We start from the raw sequence: 12,211 nt of genomic DNA on the forward strand, positions 1-12,211 counted from the left end.
CGGGGGGGGTTCTTGGGGGGTGTGTTCGGCGGGGGGTGTCGCGCCCCCCCGCCGGTGGGGGCGGGCGGGCGGGCCCGCCGGCCTGGGCCTGGTGGGCGCGGGGGGGCGGCGGGGGGGGCGCGGGGGGGCGGGCGCCCCGCTGGTGCGGTCCGGCCTCCGGGGAGCGGGGTGGGTCAGCGCGCGCCGACCAGCTCCGGCGCCGGGGCGGGCGGGTCGGTGGGGGCGTCCTCGGCGGGGCGCGCCCGCAGGAACTTCGGGGCCCACCAGTTCGCGTCGCCCAGCATCGTCATCAGCGCCGGCAGCACCACCGCGCGGATGATCGTGGCGTCCAGCAGGATCGCCGCCGCCAGCCCGATGCCGAGCTGCTTCATGTCGATCGTGCTCAGCGTGGCGAAGATCGAGAACACCCCGACCATCACGATCGCCGCGCTGGTGACCACGCCCGCCGACGAGGTGATTCCGTACGCCACCGCGTCCCGGTTCGACATGCCGGCCCGGACGCCCTCGCGGATCCGGCTGACCACGAAGACGTGGTAGTCCATCGAGAGCCCGAACAGCACCACGAAGAGGAACAGCGGCAGCCAGGTGACGATCGCGCCCATCGAGGTGAAGCCGAGCAGCCCCTCGGCCCAGTCGCCCTGGAAGACCAGGACCAGCAGCCCGTACGCGGCGCCGGCGGAGAGCAGGTTGAGCAGGATCGAGCTGAGCGCGACCACCACCGAGCGGAACGTCAGCACCATCACCACGAAGGTGAGCACCAGCACGAAGCCCATCACGATCGGCAGCTTGTCGCGGATGTGCCGCGCGTAGTCCTCGCTGTCGGCGATGTCGCCGCCGACGGCGTACTCCACACCGGGCACGCCTCCGAGGGCGGCCGGGACGAGGTCCTCGCGCAGCCGCTCCAGCGACCGCCCCGCCTCGTCGGTGCGGCTGTGGTGCAAGGTGGCGACCTCCAGCACCGAGACCCGCCGGTCGGCCGACACCTCGATCTTCGGGCCGCCCGCCTCGGCCGGCGCGAAGAGCGGGTCCGCCGACGCCTTCGCCGCCAGCGCGGTCAGCGCCGCCGCGACCCGGTCCGCCTCGGCGGCCGGCGCCCGCACCGCGACCGTGTGGCTGGTGCCGTTGCTCGGGAACGCGGCGGTGAGCCGGTCGTACGCCTGCATGGCCGCCGTGCTGCGGGGCAGGTCCTCCATGCCGGGGAACTTCATCTTCATGCCGAGCGCGGGCGTGGCCAGGGCCAGCAGCAGCCCGACCGAGATCACCAGGGTGGCCACCGGCGCCCGCAGCGCGGGCTTCAGCACGGCCGGCCAGAACCGGGGCGCGGCCTCGCCGTGCCGCCCGGTACGCGGAGCGGTCAGCCGCCACAGCAGCGGCACCCGGGGCCGGTCGACCCAGCGGCCGAGCTTGGCCAGCAGGGCCGGCAGCACGGTCAGCGAACCGATCACCGCGACCGCCACCACCAGGATCGAGCCCACCGCGAGGGAGGAGAAGATGGCGTCGTTGGCGAGCAGCAGCCCGCCCATCGAGATCATCACGGCGAGGCCGGAGACCACGACGGCGTGGCCGGAGGTCTCCGCGGCGATCTCCACCGCGTCCAGGCCGGACCGTCCCCTGGCCCGTTCCTCCCGCTCGCGCCGCACGTAGAACAGCGAGTAGTCGACGCCGACCGCCATGCCGATCAGCAGGATGACGCTGGCCGTGGTGTCGGTCGCCGGCACCAGGTGCGAGGCGAGCGTCGACAGTCCCATCGCCGCGGCGACCGAGGAGAGCGCCAGCAGCACCGGCACCCCGGCGGCGATCAGCGCGCCGAACGCGACGATCAGGATGGCCAGGGTCACCGGCAGGCTGAGCAGTTCGGCCCGCTTGAAGTCCTCGCCGAGCGTGTCGTTGAGCGCCTTGTTGATCGACGGGCCGCCGACCTGCTCGACCCGCAGCGCCGGGTGCCCGTCCTGCACCTGCGCGGTGGCGTCCCGCAGCGGCTGCACCCGGTCGGCTGCGGTCTCCGGGTCGCCCGACATCGTGATCGGCACCAGCAGCGCGGAGCCGTCCCGGGCCGGCACCGGCTCGCCGACCGAGGCGACGCCGGTCACCGAGCGCAGCCGGGCCGCCGCGTCGTCGGCCGCGGCCTTCGCGGCGGCCGGGTCGAGCGTCCCGCCACGCGCCGTGATCAGGACGTTCTCCACGGCCGGGTCGTCGAAGCCGCCGGCGTCGACGATGAGCCCGGCCCGGCCCGACTCACCGACGGCCTGGTCGGCGCCGGTCGCCTCCTTGAGACCCGCGGCGCTCCCCCCGACGAAGCACACCGCCACGAACACCACCCACAGGGCGATGGCCCGCCACGGGTGCTCCGCGCTCCACCGCGCCAACCGCACCGTCACCGGTCTTGCCATTCCGGGCCCCCTGTCACGTCAACCCCCTGTCGACGGGTCGACGCTATGGGCGGGACGGGCCCCGGACATCAGGGAAGCGCCCCGGCTCCACCCGGAACCTGAAAGCGGCCTGAACGCCCGCGCGGCGGGGGCGACCCGGGTCGAAAGGGGCGCGCCGGGAGGGCGATCCCCGACCGGCCGGGACGACGCGCCGGGCGCCACCCGGAAACCGCCTCGGGGTCATCCCCGAAGGGCCCCCCGGGGGCGGGGTTGGCAACGCGGGCAACTGAACGACGAACGGTTCATGAACGCCTCCCGCCGCACGGGCGCGCCGCAGCGGCGGCAGGGCAGGCCCTCTCGGCCGTAGACGTTCAGCGACCGGTCGAAGTAGCCGCTCTCGCCGTTGACGTTGACGTAGAGGGCGTCGAAGCTGGTGCCCCCGGACGTGATCGCCTCCGCCAGGACGTCCCGGACGTGGCCCAGCAGCCGCAGCGCGGCCGGGCCGGTCAGCGCGTCGGTGGGGCGGGCGCCGTGCAGCTTCGCCCGCCACAGCGCCTCGTCGGCGTAGATGTTGCCCACCCCGGAGATCAGGGTCTGGTCCAGCAGGGCGCGCTTGACCTCCGTACGCCGCCGGCGCAGCGCGGCCACGAACGCCGCGTCGGAGAACTCCGGGTCCATCGGGTCCCGGGCGATGTGCGCGATCTCGGCCGGCAGCTCCGCGCCGCCGGCGGAGACCGACAGCCCGCCGAACGTGCGCTGGTCGACGAAGCGCAGCTCGGGGCCGTCGTCGGCGAACCGGAACCGGACTCGCAGGTGCGTCTCGTCGGGCGCGTCGGCGGGCTGCACCAGCAGCTGGCCCGACATGCCCAGGTGGCCGATGACGGCGTCCCCGCTGTCCAGCGGCAGCCACAGGTACTTCCCCCGCCGGCGCACGTCGAGCACCGTCCGGTCGGCCAGCACGTCGGCGAAGTGCACCCCGCCGGGCGCGTGCCGGCGCACCGCGCGGGGGTGGCGCACCTCGACGGACGCGATCCGCCGGCCGGTGACCCACCGGGTCAGCCCCTGCCGGACCGTCTCGACCTCCGGCAGCTCAGGCACGGCCCAGGCCCGCCTCGGCGCCGGCCGTCGCCCCGTCGGCCACGCCGCCCGCCTCGGCGCCGGCCGTCGCCCCGTCGGCCTCGGCCCGCTCCCGCTCCGCCTGCTCGGTGAGCGTCCGCCAGGCCGCCTCGGCGGCCCGCTGCTCGGCCTCCTTCTTGCTCCGCCCGTCGGCCCCGCCGTAGCGGTTGCCGGCGACCACCACCCAGGCGGTGAAGGTCTTGAGGTGGTCCGGCCCGGTGCCCTCGATGCGGTATTCCGGCACGCCGAGCCCGAGCGCGGCGGTCAGCTCCTGGAGGCTGGTCTTCCAGTCCAGCGCCGCGCCCCGGCCGGCCGACTCCGCCATCAGCGGGTCGAACAGCCGGTGGATGACGATCGCCGCGGTGTCCAGGCCGTACTGGAGGTAGATCGCGCCGAGCAGCGCCTCCAGGGTGTCGGCGAGGATGCTCGCCTTGTCCCGGCCGCCGGTGGTCTCCTCGCCCTTGCCGAGCAGCAGGTAGGCGCCGAGCCCGTCGGGACCCAGGCCGCGGGCCACGTCGGCGAGGGCACGCATGTTGACCACGCTGGCGCGCAGCTTGGCGAGCTGCCCCTCGGGCAGGTCGGGGTGGTTGTGGAACAGCGCCGTGGTGATCACCACGCCGAGCACCGAGTCGCCGAGGAACTCCAGCCGCTCGTTGGTGGGCAGGCCGCCGTTCTCGTACGCGTACGAGCGGTGGGTCAGGGCGCGCTCCAGCAGCTCCGGGTCCAGGCTGACGCCGAACGCGGCTTCCAGGTGGCCGACGGACGCCCGCCGCCGCTTGTCGTTGCTCATGATGTGGGTACCTCGGTGTCGGTGGTGCGGTCGGTGCTTTCCTCGGGGTCGCCCGCCCCCGCGCCGTCGAGCAGCGCGCGGACCCGGTCGGCGGCGCGCCGCCGCCAGAGGTGGGCGGCCAGTGCGATGCCGGAGGCGACGTCGTCGGCCCGGGCCGCGCCGTGGCAGACGACCACCGTCCCGGCCACCCCGAGCAGGGCGGCCGCCCGGGGAGCGCCACCACCGGGCGGCGGGCCGCCGGCCATCGCGTACGCGCCCTCGATCGCCTTGAGCAGCACGTTACCGGTGAAGCCGTCGGTGACCACCACGTCGGCGCGCGTGCCGAGGGAGACGTCGTACCCCTCGACCAGGCCGACGTAGCGGGCGCCGCAGGGCAGCGGGGCGGCGGCGAGGACGGGATCGGCGAGCCGGCGGGCGCGGTCGCCCTTGCCGGCCTCGGTGCCGACGGAGAGCAGCCCCACGCGCGGGGCCCCGACGGCGTGCGCGACCGCGGCGTAGGCCGCGCCGAGGACGGCGTGCCGGGTGAGGGTGGCCGGGCGCGGCTCCAGCGACCCGCCGACGTCGAGCAGGACCACCGGGCCGGCCACGGCGGGCAGGGTGGCGACCAGCGCGGGACGGCGTACGTCCGGCCAGCGGCCGAGGCCCAGCGCGACGGCGGTGACGGTGGCGCCGGTCGAGCCGGCGGAGACGAGGGCGTCGGCGACGCCGTCGCGGACGGCGTGCACGGCCGCGCGGACGGTGCTGTCGGAGCGGGCCGCCACGGGATGGTCGGCCATCCGCACGACGGAGCGGACCGGCCGGACGGCGACCCGGGCGCGCTGCGCCGGGTCGAGGGCGTCGATCAGCGCGCCGGCGGCCTCGGCCGGGCCGACGAGCAGCAGGTGCAGATGCGGGTCGGCGCGTACGGCACGCAGAGCGCCGTCAACCACGACGGCGGGAGCATCGTCCCCGCCGAGGAGGTCAACGGCGATCCGCGCGGTGCCCGGCTCCGTCGGGACGCCGGCCGGAACGGGCCGGCCGGCGTCGGAGGGAGCCGGGGCACCGGGCGATTGCCAGGGCGCGCGCGCCGCCCGACCAGCGGTCGGGGACGTCACTCGGCTGCCGGGTCAGACCTCGAGGACCTGACGGCCGTTGTAGGTGCCGCAGACGGAGCAGGCGGCGTGCGGCAGCTTGGGGGACTTGCACTGCGGGCAGGCCACGGTCGCGACCACGGCAGCCTTCCAGTTCGCCCGGCGGGCGCGGGTGTTGCTGCGCGACATCTTGCGCTTGGGGACGGCCACGGTTCCTACTCCTCTTTACGGGTCAGTTGCGACAGGCCCGCCCAACGCGGGTCGATCTGCTGGTGACTGTGGTCGGCCGGCAGATCGTCCCACTGCACCCCACAGTCGGGGCACAAGCCTGGGCAGTCCTCCCGGCAGAGCGGGTTGGTCGGCAGTGCGAGCACCACCGCGTCCCGCAGCGCCGGCTCCAGGTCGATCAGGTCTCCCTGCATCCGGCCCACCTCGTCCTCGTCGGTCGTGGAGTCCGTGGTGCTGTTCTCGTACGCGTACAGCTCCTGGACCCGCACGGCCACCGAGTCGTTGATCTCGCGCAGGCAGCGGCCGCACTCGCCCCGGACGGGACCGGTCACGGTCCCCGAGACGAGCACGCCCTCGGACACCGACTCCAACCTCAGGTCGAGGTCGAGGTCCGCGCCCTCCGGCACGCCGATCAACTCCACGCCGAGGTCCGCCGGTGCCGGTGCCACCCGCTTGACCGCACGCAACGCACCAGGCCGACGCGGCAGCTCCCTCGTGTCGAGGACCAGCGGCGACCTGGGGTTGAGTGTGGAAGGCGTGTGTTTGGGCATAGTCAGACTCCGGCCGGTGAGAGGCCGACAAAAGAGGTTACCTGGGCGACCGCCGCACCGTCGAACCGGGGGCGCGGCCCGCCCCACCTGTCGGCTGGTGAGGCGCCGCTCAGAAGGGTAGCGGGCGTTCCGCCTCGTCCCCACCGAAGGTGCCGATCTCACGCAGCGCGTGCATCTTGTCCCGGCCGCGCTCTATCGAGGCCAGCGCCCGGGTGAGGAACTGCTCGAAGTTGGCCAGCGCGGTGTCGACGTAGTCGTCGACCTCCTCGCGCAGGCGCTGCGCCTCGGCCCGGGCCTCGGCGATGATCCGGGCGCCCTCGTGCTCGGCGGAGACGGTGATCTCGTTCACCGACACCAGGCGGGCGTGTTCCGCCTCACCCTCGCTGATGATCCGGTCGGCCTCCCGCTTGCCGGCCTCCATGATCTTGTCCCGCTCGTCCAGCAGCGCGGCGGCCCGGCGCAGGTCGGCGGGGAGTTCGGCGCGCAGCTCGTCGAGGGCCGCGATGAACTCGCCCCGGTCGACCATGCAGTTGTTGCGCGACATCGGGACGGAGCGTGCCTGCTCCACCATGGCGATCAGTTCGTCGATGCGATCGAGCGGGTCCACCGGTACCTCACTCCTGTCGTTCGTCGGGCCGACCTACATGATGCGGGCTGCGGCCGGGTTCCCGCTCCACACATCATGTCGCGCCCCGACCACAGCGCGCCCCTCACCCCGGCCCGGCGCGTCGTGCCGCCCGCCCCGCCACCCCGGGCGGGCGGCACGGTGAACGAAGGCCGGCGATCGACCCAGCGGTGGAGGCGGCCCCCGGTGAAGGCAGGCCGCCGGCGGAACGACCTACGGGTGGGGGCGGCCCGCCGATGGGGGCGGCCCGCCGTCGAAACGGCCCGTGGGTGGGGGCGGCCCGCCGTCGAAACGGCCCGTGGGTGAGGGCGGCCCGCCGGTGGAGGCGGCCCGCCGGGCCCGGCAGGCGCCGTGGCGGGAGGACGATCAGTCGCGGGCCGGCGGCGAGAGGCGGGCCGTGAGCTCCTCGCGGACCCGGTCGGGCACGTGCGCGGAGATGTCACCACCCCACTTCGCCACGTCCTTGATCAGGCTGGAGGAGAGGAACGAGTAGAGCGGGTTGGTCGGCATGAACAGCGTCTCCACGCCGGCGAGGCCGATGTTCATCTGCGCCATCTGCAGCTCGTAGTCGAAGTCGCTGACCGCCCGCAGGCCCTTGATCAGCACGCTCGCCTGCTGCGCCCGGCAGAAGTCCACCAGCAGGCCACGGAACGACTCGACCCGGACGTTGTCGTAGGAGGCGGTCACCTCGCGGAGCATGTCGATCCGCTCCTCGACGGTGAACAGGCCGCTCTTCGACTGGTTGACCAGCACGCCCACGATCACCTCGTCGAACAGGCGGCTCGCCCGGCCGATGATGTCGAGGTGTCCGTTGGTGACCGGATCGAACGAGCCGGGACACACCGCACGTCTCATGATCGGCGACCGTACCAAAGGGTGGTTTCGCCGTACCGGCGGCTGCGCTCGCCGGTGACACCCTCCACCCATCCGACCGGCCCCGTCCGGCTGGACCGCTCCACCACGACCACGGCGTCGGGGGCCAGCCAGCCGCCGCCGACCAGCGCGGCGAGCATCGCGGTGACCTCCGCGTCCGGCACCGCGTACGGCGGATCGGCGAAGACCACGTCGTACGGGTCGCCGTCCGGGCCGGCCGCCAGCACCGTGGACACCTTGCCGGTGACCAGCCGGGCGGCCGGGGCGGCGCGCAGCGCGGCGACGTTCTCCCGGATCACCCGGGCCGCCCGCGCGTCGGACTCCACCAGCAGCACGTGCGCGGCGCCCCGGGAGAGCGCCTCCAGCCCGACCGCGCCGGAGCCGGCGTAGAGGTCGGCGAAGCGGGCGCCGGCCAGGTCGACCTCGGCCTGCACCGCGCTGAACAGCGCCTCGCGGACCCGGTCCGAGGTGGGCCGGGTGCCCGCCCCGGGCGGCGCGGCGATGCGGCGCCCACCAAGGGTTCCGGCCACGATCCGGGTCACCGTCGCTCCCTGCGCATACCCCGACGCTACGCGACGGCCCGGCCGGTGGACGAGGCACCCGAGACAACGAGCCGGCCCGCCACGACCCGGCGGCCCCGCCGGTCGGCACCGGGGGCGGGCCCGCCACCCGGTCGGCGTCCGCACCCGGTCAACGGGCCTCGGCGGGACCGAGCACGGACGTTATCGTGACCGGGTCGACCTCGGCCTGGTTGGCCAGCAGCACGAGCCGCTGGTCCGAGTCGGGCAGCCAGGCCGCGAACGCCTTGTAGCCGCCGTTGTCCCCCGAGTGGTGCAGCGCCCGCCTACCGGCCAGCGGGCCGACGAAGAACCCGTAGCCGTACGCCTCGCCGGGACGGCCGGTGGGCGCGTGCGGGGCGGTCATCGCCGTCGCCGAGGCCGGGGCGAGCAGCCGGCCCCGGCGCGGCACGTCGAGCCAGGTCAGCAGGTCCGTCCCGGTGCACCAGACGTCACCCGCGCCCATGCTCACGGTCGCCAGCTCCCAGGACGGCACCGGACGGCCGCCCACGTGCCCGACCGCCACGTCCGGCCGCCCGTCGCCCGCGCCGGCGAAGCTGCCCGTCATGCCCAGCGGCGCGAAGACCTCCTCGGCGAGAAACTCGGCGTACGGCCGGCCCCGGGCCAGCAGGAGCACACCACTGTCTAGTGAGGACTCAGGCATCCGTCGAAGCCTAACTCAGCCCTTCTCCAGGTATTCGGCGCGTTCCTCGTCGACCAGGGCCGACACCGAAGCGGCCAGCGCCGGGTGCCGCGCCAGCTCCGGATCCTCCTCCACCAGGGCGATCGCCTCGGCCCGGGCGTCCCGGATCAGGTCGGCGTCGCGCAGCAGCGACAGCAGGCGCAGGTGCGAGCGCCGCCCCGACTGGGTAGCCCCCAGCACGTCGCCCTCGCGGCGCTGCTCCAGATCCAGCTCGGCGAGCTTGAACCCGTCCGTCGTGGAGGCGACCGCGTCGAGCCGCTCCCGCGCCGGCGTGCCCTCCGTCGCCTCGGTGACCAGCAGGCAGAGCCCGGGGGCCGAGCCCCGGCCGACCCGGCCACGGAGCTGGTGCAGCTGGGACACGCCGAACCGGTCGGCGTCGAGCACGATCATCACGGTGGCGTTCGGCACGTTCACGCCCACCTCGACCACGGTGGTGGCGACCAGCACGTCGACGTCGCCGGCCGCGAAGGAGCGCATCACCGAGTCCTTCTCGTCGGCCGGCAACCGGCCGTGCAGCACGCCGATCCGCAGGCCGTGCAGCGGCCCCTCGGCCAGCAGCGGCGCCACCTCGGTGACCGCCATCGGCGGGCGTCGGCCGTTGTCGTCCACCGGCGGCGGCTCCTCCTCCGAGGCGGGCCCCTCGCCGATGCGGGGGCAGACCACGTACGCCTGGTGGCCGGCGGCGACCTCCTCGCGCAGCCGGCGCCAGGCCCGGTCGAGGAAGGCCGGCTTCTCGGCCGCCGGGACCACGTGCGAGGCGATCGGCGAGCGGCCCTGCGGAAGCTGCGAGAGGGTCGAGGTCTCCAGGTCGCCGTAGACGGTCATCGCCACCGTGCGCGGGATCGGGGTCGCCGTCATCACCAGCACGTGCGGCGGCTGCTCGGCCTTGGCGCGCAGCGCGTCGCGCTGCTCGACGCCGAAACGGTGCTGCTCGTCCACCACCACCAGGCCGAGGTCGGCGAAGTCGACGCCCTCGTAGAGCAGGGCGTGGGTGCCGAGCACGATGCCGGCGGCGCCGCCGGCCACCTCGGCCAGCGCCCGGCGGCGCGCCGCCGCCCCCAGCGAGCCGGTGACCAGCTCGACCCGGGTGGCGTCGTCGGCCGCGCCCAGCTCGCCGGCCCGCCCGAGCGGCCCGAGCAGGTCGAGGATGCCCCGGTGGTGCTGGGCGGCGAGCACCTCGGTCGGGGCCAGCAGCGCGGCCTGCCCGCCGGCGTCGACCACCTGGAGCATCGCGCGCAGCGCCACCACCGTCTTGCCGGAGCCCACCTCGCCCTGGAGCAGCCGGTGCATCGGGTGCTCGGTGGCCAGGTCCGCCGCGATCTCCGAGCCCACGTCGCGCTGGCCGGGCGTCAGCTCGTACGGCAGCCGGGCGTCGAACGCGTCGAGCAGGCCGCCGGGCTTCGCCGGGCGGGGGCGGGCCGGCCACGCGGCGGCCCGGTGCTTGCGCTGCACCAGGGTGAGCTGCACGGCGAACGCCTCGTCCCACTTGAGCCGCCGTCGGGCCCGGTAGAGCGCCTCCTTGCTGGACGGCCGGTGGATCTCGCGCAGCGCCACGTCGATGCCGATGAGGTTGCGGCTCGCCCGCACGGCGGCGGGCAGCGGGTCCTCCGGCGGGGTGAAGGTGTCCAGCACCACCCGGACGCAGCGGGCGATGACCCAGGTGGGCACCGCGGCGGCGGCCGGGTAGACGGGGATCAGCGCGCCGGCGAACTCCTCGATCTCCTCGCTGGCCGCCGCCTCGCCGTCGCCGCCCTCGCCGAGCAGGACGTACTCCGGGCCGTTGAGCTGCCGCTTGCCCCGGAACTCGGTGACCTTGCCGGCGAACAGCCCCCACCGGCCCGGGCGCAGCTCCCGCTCCCGCCAGGCCTGGTTGCCGAAGAAGGTCAGCGTCAGGGTGCCGCCCGAGCCGTCGCCGACGGTGACCTCCAGCAGGTTGCCCCGGCGCTGGCGCATCGGGCGCACGGCGGTGCGCTGCACCTGCGCCAGCACGGTGACCTGCTCACCGACGTCGAGGGAGCGGATGTCGGTGTGCTCGCCGCGCTCGTCGTAGCGGCGCGGGAAGTGGTAGACCAGGTCGCCCGCGGTGTGCAGGTCGAGGTGCCCGGCGAGGGCCTTCGCGGTCTTCTCCCCGACCAGCTTCTTCAGCGGCGTGTCCACCGTGCACGGCTCGGACGTCATTCGACCCCCACCAGGAGCGGATAGTACGGCTGCCCGCCCGGGTACGCGTGCACCTCGACGAACGGCCAGCGCCGCCCGACGTGCTCGCGGACCGCCTCGGCCAGCCCGGCCGGGGCGTCCGCCCCGGAGAGCAGCGTGACCAGCTCGCCGCCGCCGCCGAGCATCCGGTCGACCACGGCGACGCAGGTCTCGGTCAGGTCCGCCCCGATCAGGTGCACCTCGCCCTCGACCAGCGCCAGCACGTCGCCGGGGCGGCACGGGCCGGCGACGGTCAGCGCCTCGCGGCTGGCGTGGCAGACCTCGGCGTAGCGGCAGGCGCCGGCCGCCTCCGCCATCGCGATCACGTCGTCCTCGAAGCGGCGCCCCGGGTCCCGCACCGCGAGGGCGGCCAGCGCCTGCACCGGCGACCGGGTGGGCACCACGCTGACCTTGACGCCCTGCCGGTGCGCCTCCTTCGCGGCGGCGCTCGCCACCGCCTGCGTGTTGGGGTCGTTCGGCAGCACCACCACGCGGGCCGCGCCGGTCGCGCGGATCGCGTCCAGCAGCTCGCCGGTGGACGGGTTGCCGGGCACCACCGTCGCGCCCTCGCCGGAGAACAGCTCGGCGATGCCCGCGCCCGCGGCCACCACCACCGCCGCCCGACCGTCGCGCGCCGCCGGCCGGGCAGGGGCCGCCTGGTCGGCGAAGCGGGTCACCGAGATGCGGTGCGGCCGGCCGGCGACCACCCCCGCCTCGATCGCCGCACCCACGTCGTTGACGTGCACGTGCACGTTCCAGGTGCCCTGGCCGTCCGCGCCGTCGCCGACGATCACGAGGGAGTCGCCCAGGGCGGCCAGCTCCGCCCGCAGCCGGGCCACCGCCTCCGGCCCGGCGTCGAGCAGGAACTGCACCTCGTAGGCGTACTCCTCGGAACCGGTCTCGCGGACGGCCGTGGCCGGCGGGCGGACGGTGCGCGGCGGCGCGGGCGCCGGGTGCTCCGGACTCTCCCCGGTGACCACCTCGACTAGGGCGTCGAGCAGCAGGCAGAGCCCCCGGCCGCCGGCGTCGACCACCCCGGCGGCGGCCAGGGCCGGCAGCTGCTCGGGGGTGCGCGCCAGCGCCAGCGCCGCCTCGCCCGCCGCCGCCCGGGCCACCGCCCGCAGGTCGTCGCT

Annotated in this window: 12 protein-coding genes; all 12 read right to left on the reverse strand. The window is 75.4% G+C overall.

Going from position 1 to position 12,211, the window contains the following annotated elements:
* Positions 1-173: 173 nt before the first annotated feature.
* Positions 174-2,390 carry an MMPL family transporter gene (locus ACWENR_RS26125; protein ID WP_452279605.1) on the reverse strand — a complete coding sequence of 739 codons (2,217 nt, stop codon included), beginning with the start codon at positions 2,388-2,390 and terminating at the stop codon, positions 174-176.
* A 219-nt stretch (positions 2,391-2,609) separates the two neighbouring features.
* Positions 2,610-3,467 (reverse strand): bifunctional DNA-formamidopyrimidine glycosylase/DNA-(apurinic or apyrimidinic site) lyase, encoded by an 858-nt coding sequence (gene mutM / locus ACWENR_RS26130; protein WP_452279606.1) that lies wholly within the window; start codon positions 3,465-3,467, stop codon positions 2,610-2,612.
* Positions 3,460-4,275, reverse strand: coding sequence for a ribonuclease III (rnc, locus tag ACWENR_RS26135; protein ID WP_452279607.1), 816 nt, complete (start codon positions 4,273-4,275; stop codon positions 3,460-3,462). Before rnc ends, mutM begins: the two co-directional genes overlap by 8 nt.
* Positions 4,272-5,246 carry a phosphate acyltransferase PlsX gene (locus ACWENR_RS26140; protein ID WP_452279616.1) on the reverse strand — a complete coding sequence of 325 codons (975 nt, stop codon included), beginning with the start codon at positions 5,244-5,246 and terminating at the stop codon, positions 4,272-4,274. The genes rnc and ACWENR_RS26140 overlap by 4 nt, the downstream gene beginning before the upstream one ends.
* 135 nt (positions 5,247-5,381) lie before the next feature.
* Positions 5,382-5,555, reverse strand: coding sequence for a 50S ribosomal protein L32 (rpmF, locus tag ACWENR_RS26145; protein WP_452279608.1), 174 nt, complete (start codon positions 5,553-5,555; stop codon positions 5,382-5,384).
* Positions 5,556-5,560: 5 nt separating this feature from the next.
* Entirely contained in the window at positions 5,561-6,124 is a 564-nt protein-coding gene (locus ACWENR_RS26150) for a YceD family protein (RefSeq protein WP_452279609.1), read from the reverse strand.
* A gap of 109 nt (positions 6,125-6,233) precedes the next feature.
* Positions 6,234-6,731, reverse strand: coding sequence for a hypothetical protein (locus ACWENR_RS26155; protein ID WP_452279610.1), 498 nt, complete (start codon positions 6,729-6,731; stop codon positions 6,234-6,236).
* A gap of 384 nt (positions 6,732-7,115) precedes the next feature.
* A complete protein-coding gene (coaD, locus tag ACWENR_RS26160; protein ID WP_452279611.1) occupies positions 7,116-7,604 on the reverse strand; it encodes a pantetheine-phosphate adenylyltransferase in 489 nt (162 codons plus the stop codon).
* Positions 7,601-8,164 carry a 16S rRNA (guanine(966)-N(2))-methyltransferase RsmD gene (rsmD, locus tag ACWENR_RS26165; RefSeq protein WP_452279612.1) on the reverse strand — a complete coding sequence of 188 codons (564 nt, stop codon included), beginning with the start codon at positions 8,162-8,164 and terminating at the stop codon, positions 7,601-7,603. The genes coaD and rsmD overlap by 4 nt, the downstream gene beginning before the upstream one ends.
* Positions 8,165-8,312: 148 nt before the next feature.
* Positions 8,313-8,843: a serine hydrolase domain-containing protein gene (locus tag ACWENR_RS26170; RefSeq protein WP_452279613.1), complete on the reverse strand. Its 531-nt coding sequence runs from the start codon at positions 8,841-8,843 to the stop codon at positions 8,313-8,315.
* A 15-nt stretch (positions 8,844-8,858) separates the two neighbouring features.
* Positions 8,859-11,060 carry an ATP-dependent DNA helicase RecG gene (recG, locus tag ACWENR_RS26175; protein WP_452279614.1) on the reverse strand — a complete coding sequence of 734 codons (2,202 nt, stop codon included), beginning with the start codon at positions 11,058-11,060 and terminating at the stop codon, positions 8,859-8,861.
* Positions 11,057-12,211 (reverse strand): DAK2 domain-containing protein (locus ACWENR_RS26180; RefSeq protein WP_452279615.1); only part of this gene is annotated, 1,155 nt, incomplete at its 5' end. The genes ACWENR_RS26180 and recG, both read right to left, overlap by 4 nt.

The organism is Micromonospora sp. NPDC004336 (assembly GCF_053602615.1).

Bases quoted from the DNA above. Each gene is read 5' to 3' on its own strand.
- recG (WP_452279614.1), bottom strand. From the start codon at position 11,060: ATGACGTCCGAGCCGTGCACGGTGGACACGCCGCTGAAGAAGCTGGTC.
- rnc (WP_452279607.1), bottom strand. From the start codon at position 4,275: ATGAGCAACGACAAGCGGCGGCGGGCGTCCGTCGGCCACCTGGAAGCC.
- coaD (WP_452279611.1), bottom strand. From the start codon at position 7,604: ATGAGACGTGCGGTGTGTCCCGGCTCGTTCGATCCGGTCACCAACGGA.
- ACWENR_RS26125 (WP_452279605.1), bottom strand. From the start codon at position 2,390: ATGGCAAGACCGGTGACGGTGCGGTTGGCGCGGTGGAGCGCGGAGCAC.
- ACWENR_RS26150 (WP_452279609.1), bottom strand. From the start codon at position 6,124: ATGCCCAAACACACGCCTTCCACACTCAACCCCAGGTCGCCGCTGGTC.
- ACWENR_RS26170 (WP_452279613.1), bottom strand. From the start codon at position 8,843: ATGCCTGAGTCCTCACTAGACAGTGGTGTGCTCCTGCTGGCCCGGGGC.